Here is a 17410-nt window from a genome sequence, read left to right on the forward strand (position 1 = left end):
AGCACCCATGCGCTATCCTAGTCGCACCCGAAGCCGATTGAAATCGGAAAGCAGGAGGATCAAGGAAGCGGCTCCGTCTAGCGGTCCCTCACACAGCCCGTAAGGGCGTTGCTGACGACATTGGCCGAGCGCGGCTATTTCTGCTTGCCAGGCTATTTCTGCTTGCCAGCCTTCGCGTAGGCTTCTGCGAAATAGGCGAGGAAGACGTCCAGCATACCGTTTTCGTGCTTGTCCTCCATCGTCCGCCACGTTGCCACGAGCGCATCCCAGGCTTGGCTTTTCCTGGATGAAAAGGACGCAGGCGGGATTCTTTTGGCGATCGCCTCCGGCGACAGGTCGTCGAGCAGCCTCGAGAGCGCGGCCTGCATGGCGGCGTAGGTCGCGATTTCGTGGGTCTTCAGGTCGCGGAACGCATCCTCGATGCTATGCCTGGCGTCGAGATAGCCGGCCCGGCGCTTGGCAAACATGATCTCGAGTATGTCGTCGGTGCCCGGCACGAATTTCAGTGGGTTGTTGTCATCGGCGCCGATCATCGTGCGGTGCGCGCTTTTGGCGAGCACCTTGGCCGCCGCGCGCGCCTTGAGCAGCAAGGACAGTTGCTCAACCGTGGTTCTCAACACCGCACCGATCTCGGCAGCGACATCATTCGGGTCGCGCGACTGCAACAACTCCGGCGATAAGCCGGCCGCCCTGGCGATATCGCGCAGTATCCCGTCCGCTTCCCCTGGCTGCCTGGCCGGGACAGCGGGGCTGGGCTGCAGCACTGGGGACGTCGACACCGGCGTTGCCTCCGCCGGCTTGTGGAATAGTGCGCTGCCCAGTTCCAGCGGCGTTCCCGTCGAGGGCGGCAACTCGCGTTGCGTCGAACCGGTCCTGGCTTGGGGATGACCGGTGGCGACGCGCTCTTCGTCGACCGAAACGGCGACGACATAACGGCCGATCAGCAGCCGGTCGCCTTGGGCCAGCCGATGCGGCGCATTCATGCGCTGGCGGGAGCCGTTGACGAAAGTGCCGTTGCGCGAGACGTCATGAAGCCAGAACGAGCCAGTTTGATAGCGGACTTCGCAATGCCGGCCCGAGATGATTTTTTCAGGGTCCGACAGTGTCCAATCGCAATTTTCGCGCCCGATTTCGAAGCTGCGGTCGCGGGCGGTATAGCTCGTCGCGATGCCTGGCGGCAGTCTGTCAACATTGCTGATCTGGAGCGAAATGAACATTCGACGCCACTGGCAACCCTGAAATCCTAGACATTCTAGCATCTTGCCAGCGCAGTGGGACAGGTGTCCTTCACATGAATGCATGCCACGGTTTAGCCATTGCTTCTGTTTGGCCTCCATCAAACATATGCTAGGCTTGCAGCGGTCCGATGCGGTGAATTCGAATACCTCTCGTGCGTAATGCAGTTTACGGAGCGGGGGCTTCAATCCATCACACTGGCGGCCGCGTCCAGGAGGGGCACGACCCATGCCGAACGAACGTGCCACGGTTGTACACACGCCGGTTAGCGCCGATGTGCTGACCTTTACCCATCTTGTCGGCCGTGACGAGATCAGCCGAAGTTTTGCCTATACCGTCGGGTTCGTCAGCAAGAGCCGTGACGTCGATCCACTGAAGATGCTGGGCGGGGTCGTTTCGGTCGAAGGTGAATCCGATCCAAAGCGCTGGTTCAGCGGCCTGGTGTCGGATTTCAAGCTAACTCGCATCGAGGACCGGCTGGCGTTCTACGAGGCAACTGTCAGGCCATGGCTCTGGTTCCTCGGCAACACCACCGACTGCCGTATTTTCCAGAACATGACAGCGGTCGAGATCGTTGAAAAGATATTCTCGAAATACGGCATCGCCAAATTCGAGAAGCGGCTGCAGGGGTCTTATCCCTCGCGCGAATATTGCGTGCAGTACGATGAGAGCGATCTCGATTTCGTGCAGCGGCTACTTGAGCACGAAGGCATCTTCTATTTCTTCGAGCATGACGAGGGCAAGCACACGCTGGTGCTGTGCGATGCGATGAGCAAGCTGAAGCCGGTGCCCGGCTACGAAAAGGTGCTCTATAATTTCGAAGGCCACGGCTCGCGGCGCGACGTTGAATACATTACCGAATGGATCCCAGGCAGCGCGGTGCGACCAGGCGCCTATGCCCATGCCGACTATGATTTCGAGAAGCCTGGCGCCGATCTGATGGCGAAATCGGCCCAGCCCTTCAGCCATAAGGAAGCCTCGGGCGAAAACTATCGCCAGCCCGGCGCGCATCTCGATGTTGGGCGGGGCGATAAGATTGCGGGTATCCGGCGCGAGGAACTCCAGGCGGTGCACCAGCACAGCACGGCGGTGGGCACCGTGCGCGGCCTTTTTTCAGGCTGCAAATTCACGCTCGAAAGCTTTCCGCGCGACGACCAGAATACGGAATATCTTGTTGTGAGCGCGGAATACCGCCTGTTCGATCCAGGCTATCGGACCCAGAACGAGGCCCACAGCGAGAATTTCAAGGTGGTGCTGGGCGTGGCGCCCATCAAATTGCCCTACCGGCCACCGCGCATCACGCCGCGTCCGATCATGCGCGGCCCGCAGACAGCGACCGTCGTCGGCCCGTCGGGCGAGGAAATCTTCACCGACAAATACGCGCGTGTGAAGGTACAATTCCATTGGGACCGCCTCGGCAAGAAGGACCAGAACTCGTCCTGTTTCGTGCGCGTGTCGCAGACCTGGGCCGGTAGCGGCTGGGGCTTCATCCAGATCCCGCGCCTCGGCCAGGAGGTCATCGTCGATTTCATCGAGGGCGATCCCGACCTGCCGATCATCACCGGCCGTGTCTACAATGCCGCCGAAATGCCGCCCTACGCGCTGCCGGCCAACGCGACGCAATCGGGCTGGAAGTCGAATTCCTCGAAAGGCGGCGGAGGTTACAACGAGCTAATGTTCGAGGACAAGGCCGGTTCCGAACTGGTCAATTTCCAGGCTCAGAAGGACCACCATCTGCTGGTCAAGCACGACCGTAAAAAGACGGTGCAGCACGACCAGTCCGACCGCATCGACCACGACGCCAAGCACTCCGTCGGCCACAACCTCGACGAGGATGTCGGGAACGACAAGACGGTCAAGGTCGGGGTCAATCAGACCACCAACATCGGCAGCAACGACACCGAGACGGTGGGCGCCAACCGCTCGCTGACGGTCGGCGCCAATGAGACGATCCATATCGGTGCCAATTCGTCGGAAACAATCGACTCCAACCATTCGCAGACGGTCGGGCTGGTACAGACGGTGACGGTGGGCGCGGGTCGCATCGACACCGTGGGCGCCACAGAGACGCGCAGTGTCGGCGCGGCGCAGACGAACACGATTGGTGCGTCGCGCAGTGTGACCGTGGGCTCGGCGCAAAGCCACGACATCGGCGCCGCAGACAGCTGGAATGTCGGGGCGGGGCAAACGGTCAATGTTGGCGCCGATCAGAGTTTCACTGTCGGAGGCGAGCATACTTCCGAAATCGGCAAGGGCCGCACCACCAAGGTAGCCAATGATGATTCCACTGAGGTGGGCGGCGCGCGCGCGCTCAAGATAGCAAAAGGTAGCGCTGTCGAAATCGGCGAAGACGGCGCCATCAAGGTGGGCAAGGCCCTGCTGATCGAAGCGGGTGATTCCATAATGATTAAATGTGGTTCGGCGGGAATTGCTTTGAAGAAGGATGGAACGATCACGATCGAAGGAAAAGACATAACCATCGTAGGTTCAGGTGAGATTGGCGTCAAAGCCTCGAAAGACATCACCATGAAGGGCAGCAAGATCAATCAGAATTAGGGTTGGCTCGTATGACGAAGGCCGTTGGGAAGACCAAGATCAGTGAAAAGATCGAAGGCGTGGTGATCGGCGTTTTCCTCGGCTTCGGTGAGGACGCGCCGCTAGTGGTTTTTCCGGGCAATCCGAAGCAGACCGCCATTCCGGCTCGTAGCTTGACGGAGCTCAACTCATCGATGATCGGAGCCGAAGTGGCGTTATTGTTTCAGGAGGGCGATCTGGGACGGCCTCTTATCGTTGGCCGGATCGTCGAGCCAGCGCGCAAGGCGGCGCCGGCACGGGTTATCCGCGACGGCGAGAATGTAAAAATCGTCGGCGACGAGCGGATCGAACTGCGCTGCGGCAAGGCCACGATCATCATGGAGAAGGATGGCCATATCACGATACGTGGAACCTACCTGACCAGTCACGCCAGCGCCGCGAACCGTATCCGCGGCGGATCCGTGAATCTCAACTGATGCCAGTGCCTGTTCTCCCGGAAATCGTCCGTCAGCATGCCGAGATGGCGGCGTTCCTATGGACGGTGTACGACTATCACCTGCTTCATCCAGACGAGAACCCTGATATGGACGAGGTGCGCCTGGCGCGCCTTGTTGCAAGGATCGAGGCGCATTTGGACGGCTTGAGGGTAGCGGGGCCCGAAGGGCTGGCGATCGCCACAAAAGCATATGAGGCGTTTCCGGAGGCGGGCGAGCTCTTCGTCCTGCGCATGCTCTCCGTACCCGATCCACCGCGCATTGCGGCGCTCGATCTCGAAAAAGTTCGAGGCTATCTGGCCGCTGCAAAGCGATGATTGCAGGCCTTTTGACGCGGCCTGGCGTTTTCGGGCGACATGTCTCACAAGAACCTGCGAGACATGTCGATTATGCTGGCATGAAGGCCCTTGTCATATCCGAACTCGAATCCGGACCAGGTTGACCCGTCGAACACGAAGACTTCTTTCCAACCAACCACGACCATGAATTCGCTCGACGCCTGCATCGCATATCCGTACCCCAACTCTCTGAGCGGGGCGAGCTTCAGCGCCTTCTGGACATAGAGGCCATACTCATCGTCGCCCCAATAGCGCTTGCCCTTGAATTCGCAAATCGAGAAGAAGTCCCGGTCAGGCGCTTCGATGGCCGTAAGGTCGTCTTCGAAGTACTGGAAGCAATAGCCGTCTTCGCAGCCTATGTTTACAACCTCGTCCTCGGCAACTTGAAGCGCATTGATCGAGCGGTTGAAGTTCAGAGGAATTCTCTTCCAGCCGCTGCCAGCAAGGCGAAGTAACGTGCCGTCGTCTCCCGCCACATGAACAGGCCCGTTGCGCGCGCCATGCATGGCCCGTAGGAAAGATTTGGCGATCGGCTTGATTGTCCGCCAGGCATGGCCTTCGGCAACGCAAACAGTTCCATGCTCGCCATACAAATAAACCGCGCCGCCTTCATGATGGTAGAGCTTGTTAAAGAATAGGTCGGGGGTTCCGCTGGCAGCATGTGCGGTGCCGTGGAGGAAATGGGTCGTGCCGCCGATTTCCAATGCGACGTGGTCGATTGGGGTAGGGCTGACATGCGCGAGGATAAGATTTGGAACCTCGAGCAGTGTCTCGTAGCGAAGTGTCTTTCCATCGAACAGGACTTTCAGCAGATATGAGTGCCCGATTTCGTCGTTTTCGTCACTCATCTGAACCGAGACGCTGAAATATCTCCCCTCTAGATGAAATCCGCTCATTACCTCTACGTCGATCTGATCCGGCCTGAGATGGGCGAATGGGTTTTTCGACGTCATCGCTAAACGCTCCTAGCGCATCGTATACATATTATTAAGTTTTTCTTGTGTTTTTGCGGGAACGACGACGCTCTGTATATAAGCCATAAAGATCATCTTCAGACATTTCTGGATATTCTCTCTTGTCTTCGGGCTCGCGTTTTTGGTCTCTTTATGACTGACTGCAACAGCTTCGGCAGCCTTGTCGACGCCACCTCTCAACTTTGGTGGTTGCCCCTGATTGAGCCGCCTGGTATTGTAATCACTCATCATGTTGGTTTTTAGATTATGCGGAGAGCCCTTCTTGCTACCCTTTCCTGTTTGATACCCGCCACCCTTTTTATGCTTGTACGATCGAATACAGACGCAAGGTGCGGTATTTTGATCGTAATTCCTCCATTTTGGGTATGAGATATTCTTCGCACGATCGCTCTGAAAATATTCATTGCTGACGAAGTGCTCGGATTCATATCCGTCGGGACATTTCTTGTCTTCGTGGGCATGCAGTCTCATGTTGTGCTTCTGCAGAAGGGTTCCGCAAGTCACGTTTCCCATATTGACTGTCAGGATATGAGCCCAGGGGATGGCTGCCGTTGCGGCAGTCGAGGCGTGGTTGTTGGTCGACAGATCGGTGAACCGGATCACCGGCTCTCCGTCGAACTTCACGTCGTTGGACCAGGAATTGAAATATTCCTTGCCGGTGTTGGTCGAGGTGATGATGCCCTTCTTGGCCGCACACCCGGCCTCGTCGCCAGAGGTCTTTGAAAGGTCGGACTTGTTCTTGATGTTGACGGTTTTGCCGGAGATTTTGACCGTTCCGGTACCCTGCTCGGTATCGCTGGACACCCCGAACAGGGGGTACGGGACAGGCACGCCAGGGGGCGTTGCGGGATTTTCCGGGGGCGTGAAGCAAACGTCCGGGAAGGCAGCGATTGTCTTGCCATCGCTTCCCTGGCCAGAAATTTCCAACCCATTGGCGAAGACGTTTCCCATCAGACGGCCCGCCCAGTGAAGACGGCCGCCCCGCAGGCACCCGTGTCGTTGGAAGCTTCAACGAGCACGGAATCGCCCATAGCATAGCCCTTGGCCGCAGCGGTGAATGCCCAACCCAGCATGAGCGGCACCACGGCCGCTCCAACATTCCCCAGGGTTTCGCCGGGCGACCAGATATCCATGAACTCGCGGCGGCCACGGGTCAGACGCAGGGTGGCTAGGGCGCTCTGCCTGAACCAGTATTTTTCGCCGATCAGGTCGGAGATGCGATAGCCGACACGATGCATGGCGATACCGGTCTCCTCAAGCGCGGTCAGGTAGGCGGCGGTCATGCCGTCGCCCCGCGACGCCAGATCGTCCGGATTATAGATGAAGGCAGGCTCTCGGCTGAGCCCGAGGCCATGCAGGCGAAGACCGCCGGTCGTTGGGCGGGGGCAACAAAGGATCGCGGCGGCCGCCTCGCCGGGGATGAATCCGTCCGGATTGTCTGTGACCAACAGTCGGTTTTCGGCAAAGTAGTGCGTGACAGTGCCCGCCGTCAGGTAGCTGTCGACGCCGACGATCATCACGAAAGGAGCTTCGCCGGCCGAGAGGATTCTACGAGCTTGTTCCAATGCGAGCAGCCCGGAGGGACGACCATGCGCCACGATCCGTGCTTTGTTGGGACTGGTCAACTTGGTAATCGAGGCCATGCGAGCGAGCATACGCTGGCCGTCCGAGGCCGGTCGGCCGGGGCGATCGTCTTCGGCAAGGCACAGAATGAGGGCAGCGGAGCCTCGCGCTTCCGGCGCACCGGCAAAGGCTTCGGTGATCGCCATCGCGGCAAGGTAGGCCATACGCTTCTCGCCGACCCAGTCACCGGGCAGGGGAACGGGCGCGCCGATGAGGTGCTCTCCGCCCGAAGCGAGAAAACCTGTCTCCTGAAATCCGTCTATTCCAGCTCGCATCGCTGCGCATGACGAGGGTGCGTCGAGACCGACGGCGGTTACCATGCCGATCGAAACGACGTCGATCGCCGCGCTCATGCAGCTTCATCCTCGGATGCGACCCCCGTGGCGCGAACATAATCCCGGCCGGTGGCTCGCGCTCGCAGCATCGACTGGGTCGGCGCACCGATCCAGCATTCGGTGAAGTCGAGGATCGTGCGGTGAATGCGCTGAGATACACGCCAAACTAGGGAGAAGCGGCGATTCTCGGGGTCAAACAAAATGGTATCGGGAAGGATTTCTTCTTGAAATGAGAGTTCTCGCTCCCTGAACAGCGTCATCGGCAATGCGGCCTGTGGCAGGTGGAAGCTTACCCGGCCCTCAGGGGTCAAGTTGACCAGTTGCACTTCTTCGCCGCCTTTCGGCTGCTCGATCTGCTGGTCGGGCGGCGCCATTTGGAAATAGCGTTCATCAAAATCCGGAGGCAGGAATGGGAAGATGTTGGCCACCCAGTTGTCGTCGTAGGTGCCGCCATATTCGATCCGGCCGGGCCAGCCGCGTCCCATGGGTCCGAAACTCATCGGCTTATAGTCCCCAAACGGGGAGCGTATGTCCTCGCCAATCACCTGTGTGTTGGGCAGACGCAAACCCGGGATCAGGTGCTGGTTCCTTGCGCGCGACCAGCCTGTTCCGACCGGGTTGTGCTTGTAGCTGGCTGCAAGCTTGTCCTCCGGATCCAGCCTGTCGACACCGCCCCAGGCAACATCATATGAAATCGGCAGTTTCAGGAAAGGTTGCGGTGCGGTCGCGGTGAAGACCGGCCCGATCGCGCGCCACTCGCGATGCCCGACCACTTCGAACAGCTTCGACCAGTTGCCGACCTTGATGCCTACCGGAACGCGCTCGGCTGGTGTGCCGTTTGGCGCATGGGCGCAGCCATTGACGATGACATCGCAGTGTGGCTTGCGGAACGCGAAATCGGTCTCCCAAAGCGTTGCCGAGAAACCGGGCACCCCGGTCTGCGTGTCGGCCATGACCAGCGGTATCTGTTTCGCCGATTTCAGCACCGGCCCGCCGGGCGTCGCGGGAAAGTCGAAGGTGCCTTTGACCACCACGACAATCCACTCATGGGCAGCCTTGTCCGTGCCCACGGTGAACTGATGGAGATAGCCCATCTGGTTCCAGATCTGCATCAACGGATCTCCCGGTTTGCGGCGAAGATCTGCTCCAAGGTCGGCTGAGGCGCCTGCGGATCGACATCGAAAATATCCGAACAGGCGATCCAAACGACCAAGTCGTCAACGACATCGTGATCTGGTTCGACATCCGGCACCGGCAGAGCGGACAACGTGGCGTCCAGTTCGTCCGGTGTTAGTTCGCCCCGTTGCGCGGCGAAGGCGGCTTCTTCGATATTTTCGAACCAGGCATCGGCATAGGCAAGCTTCAGCGGTGCATCGTCAAGGCGCACGACGACGCTCAGCGGAAATTGCCTGCCAACCCGATCGGCGCTCTTCAGGACGATGCCGGCCGAGGCGCCGAAGAAGATAGGCCCTGCCAGAAAGCGTAGCGACATGTCCTGCGGCCAGGCTTCGACCCCAAGCAGCGGCACGATATGCTGCGCCAGCCACCGGTCCCAAGAGCGCACGAAATCCGCCGGCAGCCGCCGCGTCACGAAATCGCCGGTGGCGGGCATCTTGCCGTAGAAGCCGGGCAGGATCAGATCTGCGGCGGACATGTGAATTTCTTGAACATTTCGAGCGTATATGGGTTCTCGACGCTGGCCGCCTTGAGCTCGAAATCGGCCCAAACGCCTTTCGTGCCGAGCCGCAGGCTGTAGACGTCGGTGAGCTTGGTCGCGGCGAAGCGGCCGCCGCGCAGCATTCTGAGCCAGGCCCAGCTGCCGGTCTCGTTGAGCATCACTTCGGGCGAGCCGTCGACCGGCTGGAAGGCGAGCGAGATCACGCCGGTTCCGTCCTTACCGGGCCATGTCATCGGCTGCGGCCTGCTGGCATTGTTGTAGTAGACGAGATTCTGGCCATCGAGGTTGAGCGTGACCCGCGCCACGTTGGGTGAGAGGTCCTTGGGTTCCAGCGTGAAGTTCATCACCGGGCCAGTGCCGCCTGGAAACAGGTCGTCGCGGATATGCCTGGCCTGCTCGAACGCTGCAAGCGCCGCCGGGTCGAGTCCGAAATCGGCCCGCCATTTCCATGGTTCGCTGGCGGTGTCGACATAGTTGATCAGGTGGTCGTTGATGAACGCATCGATCATGCCGGTGGGTCCGAACAGACGCTGAAAGTCGCGCACATTGACGTCCACCGCGCTGTCGGCGCTGAATGGATAGCGGTTGTTGAGCGCCGCCTGGCAGAAGGGGAGTATGTCGGCCCGCCAGATGGCGTTGAGCTCGTTGGTCACGGCCTTCTGCGACAAGCCGCTGGTGTCGCCGGCGATACCGCCGAGCCAGTCGTTGATCGGCGAGGGCAGGATCTGCGCCTGCCTGGCGACCGCGCCTGTCAGTTCGGCAAGGCCGCCCTGTTTCTTGATCGCATCCTGCGGGTTCGGATTGGCGGTGACCGTCTGCAGCACATTCGACAGCGCCGTCAGCGCCACTATCGCCGCGTCGAGCGCTGGCGGCTGGCCGTCGACCTGGGCGATGGTGCCTTTGAGCGGCTTGAAATGCTCGGCAACGAGGCTACCGGTCATGTCCACCTGGCTGGCGGATCCGGCGCGCGGCAGGAGCTTCGCGCCTGTGGTCACGACCTTGCCCAGCTTGCCGAGTTTGCTGAGCAGCTTCGAGCCCGTGCTGGCGGCAGCGCCGCCTTTGTTGCCTGCTGGCGCATCGTCGGAGCGGGTGAGGTCGGTCTCCTGCACCACTGTCGTCAACAGGCGCTTCAGCGCGGAGTCGGCGCTTGAAAGGTCCTTGAGGTTCTCACTGGCGATGTTGAGATCGGTAAGCGGGGCAAGCCGCATGTCACGCAGGAATGAGTCCCATTGCGCGATATAGTCGTCATAGTAAAGCTTCAAGATGTCCTGCGAGAGTGCTGAAACCGACGTCTCCGAATTCTCCGCGCAGCCACCGGCAAACACCGCGCGATCGAGGGCCGCCTGTCCCGCTACATCCTCGACCCGATCGAGGATCGCGTCGTGGAAGCCGGCATAGGTATAGGGGCCAGGAACACCGACGCGCAACGTCTTGTCGGAGCGGCGCGCGAACACTTTGGCGCCGTTCGGCCCAGCGAAATTGGCCGGCACCCATTCCTTGACGGCCGCCACTTCCGGGTCGGCCAGGAGCTGCCTGTAGGCGCGCTCGGGCAGCGAGATCGTGCACACCGTCTTCAGCGCCTCGGCGACCAGCTCCTTGTCCGGCCCGATATAGCTGTCATCGACGGCCATGCGGCGGATTGCGGCGAGCTGGTGCTCTTCGGCGTCGGCGGTGGGGAAGGGCGGAGCCGGCGCGAATTGCGGCAGGCTGTTCACCCACCAGTTCTGGACGAAATCGGTGTCCATCTGCGAAAGGCCGGTCATCATGCGGTAGGTCTTCAGCGCGCCAAGCATGAAATCCGGATCGCGGATCTGGCGCCACATAGTCGCCTCCAGCAGCGCGACCATATGCGGCTCCAGCATATTGCGCAGCGTATGGTCGTAGGTATCGGTCTGTGCCCGCACCAGCTCCGCCGAGGCGGTCGGGCCCAGCAGGTTATGGACGGCATCTGGCGGCGCCGTTCGGGCGGTCGCCACCGCGTCCATCGCCGCCAGCGCGCCATCCATGGTCGGCTGCTCGACCGCCGCCGGCGTGGCGGCGACTTGGGTGAGCGGCCCTTGCAGGGCTTCGAACTGGCCGGCCTGTTCGGTGATCGCATTGCGATTGTCGAGATAGGACCAAGTGAATAGTCCGCCCGCCAGCAAAGCCGCGAGTGCGCAGGCGGCGGCCGCCCCGCGCCAGATCCAGGCGCGGCGACGCTGCGCCAGCGGATCGAATGTGCCGAGGCCGGCCTCCTTGAAGATCACCTCGGTGAGAAGGTTCCTGAGGAAGAAGCTGCGCTTCTCGACGCGCGCCGCCGGCATGGCGCGGCGCGGTGGCAGGCCGAAGGACGACGACAGCGCCGCGGTCAGCCGGTCGATGGGAGCGCCTTCCTGTGTCGCCGATGTGAGGTAAAGGCCACGCAGCCAGGCTGCCTCCTCGTAGCGACTTTCGCCGAACATCGCCTCGATCAGTGTTTTGATCGGCTCGCCAAGGCTCGCCAGCTGCGCCGGAAAGCGGAAGATCTCGGCGCGGGAGCCAAGCTTGTCTTCATCTTCCAGGCGCGGTACCAGCCGCCGCTCCAGCTCGGTGGCAAGCCCGGCAAGTTCCGCCTGGATTGTTCCGGCGTCGACACGGGCGTCGAGCGGGAAAGTCGTCCCCCACACCTGCTCGCGCGCTGTCGTCGACAAGCCGCCGAAGAAGGTTTCGAAGCCTTTGATAAGGTCTGCCTTGGTCAGCATCAGGTAGACAGGCAGACGGATCTCCAGCCGATCGTTGAGCTCCGCCAGCCGGCGGCGGATCTTGCGCCCATGCGCCTTGATCGCTTCGTCGCCCTCCGAGAGCGCATCGATCGACAGCGCGACAATGACCCCGTTGAGCGCGCGGCGGCCGCGGTGCCTTTTCAAAAGGTCCAGGAAGCCCAGCCATTCAGCCGCGTCCACGTCCGGCTGGCTCTCCTGCTGAACGTAGCGGCCAGCAGTGTCGATCAGCACCGCGTTTTCGGAGAAGAACCAGTCACAATTGCGCGTGCCGCCGACGCCTTGCAAATCATCGGTGAGATCAATTGGAAAATTGAGGCCTGACTGCCGCAATGCCGTGGTCTTGCCGGTGGCCGGCGGCCCGACGATCACATACCAGGGCATCTCGCGCAGGAATTTTCTGCCGCCGAGCTTGCGGCGCTTGAGCTCGGCCATCACCTCGCCGAACTTGGCCCCAACGGCTGCAACGCTCTCCTCGCCGGGTGTGAGCTGTTTTTCGGCCACCGGTGCCGCGATCTCGGCGACAAACATGCGGTTGGCGCGGATGGCTCGCCGCTGCGCGAGGATCAGCCAGATCAGCCACAGGATGATCAGCCCCGCGATCATTGCGATGCGCACATTGTCGGATTCGAATGGCGCGTAAGGCCCGACCTTTACGATCGGGCCGAACACCCAGATCAACAGCGAAAGCAGCGTAATGCCGAGCAGCGTCCACAGGAAACGCGAGGTGATGACAGCCCAAAAGAAGCGCAGGATGAACATCTCAGAGCCTCTTCTCGACCAGGACCTCGACGCGCCGGTTGAGCGCGCGGCCCTCGCGCGTCGCGTTGTCGGCCACCGGATCGGTGTCGGCGCGGCCTTCGGAATGGATGTGCTCTTGCGGCACGCCAGCCTGAACCAGGAGGTCCGCTATGGTTTGGGCGCGCGCCTCCGAGAGCCGCTGGTTGCTCGCGAGTGGGTTGGACCGTTGCAGGCGCACATTGTCGGTATGGCCGATGATCGTGATGTTTCCGATCAGCTCCTTGTTGTCCACGATCACCTTGGCGATGGCGGCGATCAGCGGCTCATAGCCTTGGGACAGCGTCGGCCGCGAGGACTGGAACAGCTCGGGGTTGGAAGACTGGATGATCAGCTTGGCTAGCGAGACGCTCTCGGTGCCGCTGAGCGCGCCCTTGAGGTCGGCCGGCGCTTCGGCCTTGAACGCGGGCAACAGCGCGAAATCGACCGACTGTGGCGGTTCAGGTTCGGGCGCGTCCTGCTTGGGGGCGGCGCGGGTAACGTCGCCGCGTGAAGCCGGCGGCAGCGTGCGCACGAGTGCGGAGAGTTCAACCGCCTGGCTGCTCAAGCTCATCGACAGACCGATGTAAGCGGCGGCGGCGGCGGCAATTGCGGCAAGTGCCATCACCCAGATCGGGACGATGAAGCGCTGCGGCTCGTCCGAAGCGATCACGCCCTTCCAGTGCGGCGACAGCGGGGCGTCTTCGGCGTCGGCGTTACGCAGGAAGCGCGCCGCGGCGACGCGCACGGCGTTGAGCGACCGGTCGCCGGCGCGGCCAGGCACGCGATATTTGCCGCGGAAGCCGAGCGCCAGGCAATAATACTGAAGCTCCAGCATCTCGCGGTCGCGGTTCGGGTGACGCTCCAGCTCGTCAAGGCGGGTGAAAAACTGGGTGCCGGCATCGACGTCGCCACGCAGCATGACCACCAGCGGCTGGCGTGGCCAGGCGCTGGTGCCGCCCCAAGGCGTGTTCAACGCGAGGTCGTCGAGCAACGCCGCCACGGCCCAGGCCGCCTGGTCGGCGCGCTCCAGCGAGAAGCCCGCTACCATCGCGGCGTCGCGCGCCTGAACCAACTCGTCGAGCAGGCGCGTGCGCATCGCTTCCGGGTTCTCCGGCGCCAGCGCGCTTTCGAGCTCCGGCGCGAATTCGAGCAATGGCGCGAAGATATTGATGAGCGTGTTGGGATGGGCGCGCGCCATTTTGACCGGGATGCCCGGTGCCAGCGGCGCCATCGGCCGTGGCGCAGCCCCCGCCAGCCTGATCCGTGTGCGTTCGCGATCCTCCGACAGTCCGAAAGGATCATCCCGGCTCATGGCGTCACCTGTTCACTGAGTAGCAGTCGACCTGCGGCTCGCTCGGCAGGACACCGGAAACGCCGATGACGAAGCCGGGGGCGTCGAGCAACGAGGCCCAATGCTCGCTCTTCTGATCAAGCTCCAGGCACAGCCGGTCGCCATCGTAGGGAATCTCGCGTGGCTGCGAATGAAGCGGTTTCAGCGGAATGCCCGGCAGGCGGGACTTCCAAAGACCTTCGAACTGGTCAGCGGCGCCGACTGTCGCCTGGTTGACGAAGATCTTGCGCAGCGCGTCTTCCGACAGTTCCGATCCGACGCGGATGACGATGCGGCTGGCGACCAAGAGCTTCGGGTTGTCGATGCGCACTTTCCAGACATTGGTCGCGTGCCGCATGACCGGCAGCACGCGCGATTTCGGCTCGATGTAGCGCAGGCTCAGAATGAGCGAGCGCAAGGCGTCGGCCAGCGCCATATAGGCGGGGCCGGGCGCCATGTGATCGTAGGCCGGCAATTCGCCGAGCCGCCGCGAGCTCGAGCCGTAGGTTGCCATCTCGCCGGCCAGTCCGGCAAGTTCGAGATAGAGTTCGGCCGGATGAAAGACATCCTGCGCGAGCATATGGGCAAGCCGCGGGCGAGCGGCATTGGCGAGGTGCAGCATCAAAAGGTCTTCGACGCTGCGACCGGCGCCACCCATCACCATCTTGCCATGCGCTTCAGCGATCTGGTCGAGGCCGGTGACGACCTCCTGCAGCAATTGCCGGTACCAGTGGACTGCGCCGGTGATCAGCGTCGGCGGCAGGAACGTCTCATCGAGCGAGATGCCGCCGTCGGCGCGCACACCCTTTATGTCGGCGATCGGCAAGGCGGTATAACCGCCGACCGACTTGCCGGGCGCAAGCAGGGCGGCTTGCGGCCGCGCGATCTCGATCTCTTCCGGATCGGCGCCGCTCTGGACGGCGTCGCGCACCGAAACGATCTTGCCGTGGTAGCGCGCGCCCGTCGATGCCGCATGCGCCGGATCGAATCCGACGCCACCGGCTGGCTCAAGCGGCAATGCGACCAGCACCGGCCCGGCGCCGGTGTCCGCCGTGACCGGCAGCGGCTTGGGCGCATCCATCAGTTCCGGGATGGAGAAAGGCGTGCCGTCCGGGAAAATGCCCCGGGCGGACACGATCGAGACCTGGCCGGCATCGAGCAGCGACTGGTCGAGGGTCAGTTGCTGGAAGCCGAAAGTATGGAGCTGGCCGGCCTGCAATGCGCCGCGCACCATGCCCTCGAAGAACCGATCCTGCTGCTGGAAGTGCTGGGTCCTGAGAAACAGGCCCTCCGACCACAGCACCCTGTTTGCATCGCTCATGCCACTACTTTCTGCACACAACCATCCGCGGCCCCTGTCGCTAGGCGGAAATACCGCCCTTGCCGAGGCTGACATTGATGGTGAATTTCGACCCTGGCGATACCGACTTGGTCGTGCGCCAGTTGCGTCCGCCTGGCTCGCGGATCAGCGCCACGAAGCCGAGTGCCGTGGCGTTCGGCTCGACCGTGATGGTCTTGGCCGCCGTCTTGCCGGGCGCAACCGAGATCGTGTCGGAGCCGATGAGGTCGGCACCGAGCGTCGAGCTCGCGTCGCCCTGCAGCGCGAAATAGTCGGCCGAGTTGAACTTGCCGGTGCTGGCAAGCCGCATCACCAGGACCGTCACCGGCCTGTCGCCGCCGCCCGGTCCTGGATTCATGCCGGCGCTCCCCGTCACGTTGACCGAGATAACCGATGGTTTCGGCGGGCCGCTCTGGCAAGCCGCAAGCAGCCCGGTAGCGCCGAGGGCAACGACGAATTCGCGTCTGTCGATCATGTCCTACTCCTCCTCTTCATATGCGTCCCTGAAGTCTGCGCCGATCTCGCCCAGGAAACTCGATTCCGCGCTCTGGGCGATGTCGCGATGGCGTTTCTGGTAGAGCTCCCACAGCTTGGCATTACGTCCGCCGGACAGCAGATTGCCGATGGCGGAATTGGACTTGAGCTCTTCCTCGATCACGGCCGGATCGAAACGGTCGATCATGCGCCGAAGCGCGGCCTGAACGCCGCGCCAAGCGCGTACGTGATGCTGTGCAAGATCCTTTACCGCATCGTTGATCGCCGCCTCGCCGGATAGAAAGCCCGGACTGCGTTCCGAGATGATGGTGACGATGACATCGTCGGCCGTCGGCAGGAATTTAAGCGGGTTGACCTCGGAAGCGCCGACCACCGTCTGGGCGACGCGCGCGCTACCCTTCTCCTCGGCGCGCTTGCGCAGGAGTTGCATCAAGCCATCCAGCATCAGCCGGTATTCACGCCCGAATTTTTCCATTTCGGCGATCGAATCGCGGCCGGGAAAATCGGCCTCCTCGACGCCCATGCCGCGCAAGAATGCGGCACGAAGCGCCATATCGCTGGATGCGGGCTGCGCCGGGCGCGCCGGCCTGGGCGTTGGAGCGGCGCGTCGCGGCGGCGGTGGCTCGGCTGCCTGCACCGGCACATCCCAGGCATGCCCGGCGCGCGGCTTTTCAGCCTGATGCTGCACACGTCCTGCCGGGTCGGCTCCGTTGGCGAGAGGCGGGGTCGCCGCCGGCCCAAAGCTGAAATCGTCATCGAAGCTGGCCGGCTTTGCCGCATGCCCTGACGCATCGTTGCGCGAAGGCATTTCGCCGAACCCGAACGGATCTGGCTGACCTGGAGCAGCGACATCACCGGATTGCGACGTCGCCACCGGGTCGAGGCTGAACGGGTCGTCAAAGGCAGGCGAACTGCGTTGGCTCGATGCGCGATCATAAGCCCCCGGAACAGGCTGCTCGAACGGGTTCGGCAGGTCCGCCGGGCGTGGCGGGCGTGGTTCTTCCTCGACCTTGGCCGAGAAGAAGTCGTCGCCGCCGATGCTGGCAGGCGTTCGCACTCCCGGCGATGACGACGCAGGCGCGGGTTGGCTCGCGACAGGAACCGGGCCTACTGACGTCCGGTTCGCTTTGGATTGAACCTCGACATGGAACACATAGTCGCCCATGCGCAGCCGCATGCCGCTCTGCAGCCGCATCGACCTGCCAGGTCCTAGGGGGCTGTCGGAGTCATCGACGAACAATCCGCTGCTCGACGTGTCGGTAATGAAATAGCCATCCCGGTTGCCGCTGATCTTGCAATGCGCGCGCGAGACGAACATGTCCGGGTCGTCGATCTGCCAGCCAGCATCGGCGCTACGCCCGATCACCAGTTCGCCCTCGTCCAGTCGGCTCTGCCGGACCACTTGCGAGCGGGGGCCTTGTTCCAGCGTCAGCAGCAGGCTCATCAGGCAACCTCACGATTGCGTTGAATCAGTTTAGGAGCTGATTGGGCGTTGGTCCCGCGCCACCGTGACGA

At 62.1% G+C, this 17410-nt stretch carries 14 protein-coding genes; 3 read left to right on the top strand and 11 right to left on the bottom strand.

The genetic code is table 11. The annotated features are described in order from the left end of the window. Nucleotides 1-152: 152 nt before the first annotated feature. Nucleotides 153-1484, bottom strand: a complete 1332-nt coding sequence (gene tagH / locus FJW08_RS28740) for a type VI secretion system-associated FHA domain protein TagH (protein ID WP_348642700.1) — start codon at nt 1482-1484, stop codon at nt 153-155. Between tagH (FJW08_RS28740) and tssI the strand changes: the two genes are divergently transcribed. Genes tssI through FJW08_RS28755 form a run of 3 tightly spaced genes read left to right on the top strand, consistent with a single transcriptional unit; the run spans nt 1465 to nt 4582 of the window. Further along, nucleotides 1465-3792: a type VI secretion system tip protein TssI/VgrG gene (gene tssI / locus FJW08_RS28745; protein WP_140813257.1), complete on the top strand. Its 2328-nt coding sequence runs from the start codon at nt 1465-1467 to the stop codon at nt 3790-3792. The two genes, tagH (FJW08_RS28740) and tssI, sit on opposite strands and share 20 nt — an antisense overlap. Before the next feature lie 11 nt (nt 3793-3803). After that, nucleotides 3804-4247, top strand: coding sequence for a DUF6484 domain-containing protein (locus FJW08_RS28750; protein ID WP_140813258.1), 444 nt, complete (start codon nt 3804-3806; stop codon nt 4245-4247). Then, nucleotides 4247-4582 carry a hypothetical protein gene (locus tag FJW08_RS28755; RefSeq protein WP_140813259.1) on the top strand — a complete coding sequence of 112 codons (336 nt, stop codon included), beginning with the start codon at nt 4247-4249 and terminating at the stop codon, nt 4580-4582. Before FJW08_RS28750 ends, FJW08_RS28755 begins: the two co-directional genes overlap by 1 nt. Before the next feature lie 44 nt (nt 4583-4626). On the opposite strand, the gene FJW08_RS28760 is transcribed toward FJW08_RS28755, so the two are convergent. Genes FJW08_RS28760 through tagH (FJW08_RS28805) form a run of 10 tightly spaced genes read right to left on the bottom strand, consistent with a single transcriptional unit; the run spans nt 4627 to nt 17339 of the window. Beyond that, a complete protein-coding gene (locus FJW08_RS28760; RefSeq protein WP_140813260.1) occupies nt 4627-5556 on the bottom strand; it encodes a hypothetical protein in 930 nt (309 codons plus the stop codon). Nucleotides 5557-5568: 12 nt separating this feature from the next. Next, entirely contained in the window at nt 5569-6528 is a 960-nt protein-coding gene (locus FJW08_RS28765; RefSeq protein WP_140813261.1) for a DUF4150 domain-containing protein, read from the bottom strand. After that, the gene (locus FJW08_RS28770; protein WP_140813262.1) at nt 6528-7553 is read right to left on the bottom strand and encodes a 3-oxoacyl-ACP synthase; all 1026 of its coding nucleotides are present in this window, start codon (nt 7551-7553) and stop codon (nt 6528-6530) included. Before FJW08_RS28770 ends, FJW08_RS28765 begins: the two co-directional genes overlap by 1 nt. Further along, nucleotides 7550-8647: a DUF2169 domain-containing protein gene (locus tag FJW08_RS28775; RefSeq protein ID WP_140813263.1), complete on the bottom strand. Its 1098-nt coding sequence runs from the start codon at nt 8645-8647 to the stop codon at nt 7550-7552. Before FJW08_RS28775 ends, FJW08_RS28770 begins: the two co-directional genes overlap by 4 nt. Then, nucleotides 8647-9189 (bottom strand): type VI secretion system-associated protein TagF, encoded by a 543-nt coding sequence (tagF, locus tag FJW08_RS28780; RefSeq protein WP_140813264.1) that lies wholly within the window; start codon nt 9187-9189, stop codon nt 8647-8649. The genes FJW08_RS28775 and tagF overlap by 1 nt, the downstream gene beginning before the upstream one ends. Continuing rightward, complete coding sequence (tssM, locus tag FJW08_RS28785) at nt 9171-12713, bottom strand: type VI secretion system membrane subunit TssM (protein ID WP_140813265.1); 3543 nt, start codon at nt 12711-12713, stop codon at nt 9171-9173. The genes tagF and tssM overlap by 19 nt, the downstream gene beginning before the upstream one ends. A 1-nt stretch (nt 12714) precedes the next feature. Next, complete coding sequence (gene tssL, locus FJW08_RS28790; RefSeq protein ID WP_140813266.1) at nt 12715-14043, bottom strand: type VI secretion system protein TssL, long form; 1329 nt, start codon at nt 14041-14043, stop codon at nt 12715-12717. A gap of 4 nt (nt 14044-14047) precedes the next feature. Further along, complete coding sequence (gene tssK, locus FJW08_RS28795) at nt 14048-15382, bottom strand: type VI secretion system baseplate subunit TssK (RefSeq protein WP_140813267.1); 1335 nt, start codon at nt 15380-15382, stop codon at nt 14048-14050. Between the two features lie 40 nt (nt 15383-15422). After that, nucleotides 15423-15875 (bottom strand): type VI secretion system lipoprotein TssJ, encoded by a 453-nt coding sequence (tssJ, locus tag FJW08_RS28800; RefSeq protein WP_140813268.1) that lies wholly within the window; start codon nt 15873-15875, stop codon nt 15423-15425. A gap of 3 nt (nt 15876-15878) precedes the next feature. Then, nucleotides 15879-17339 carry a type VI secretion system-associated FHA domain protein TagH gene (tagH, locus tag FJW08_RS28805; protein WP_140813269.1) on the bottom strand — a complete coding sequence of 487 codons (1461 nt, stop codon included), beginning with the start codon at nt 17337-17339 and terminating at the stop codon, nt 15879-15881. Between the last annotated feature and the right edge of the window lie 71 nt (nt 17340-17410).

The sequence above is a fragment of the Mesorhizobium sp. B3-2-1 genome, from assembly GCF_006439515.1.
Lineage (GTDB): Bacteria > Pseudomonadota > Alphaproteobacteria > Rhizobiales > Rhizobiaceae > Mesorhizobium.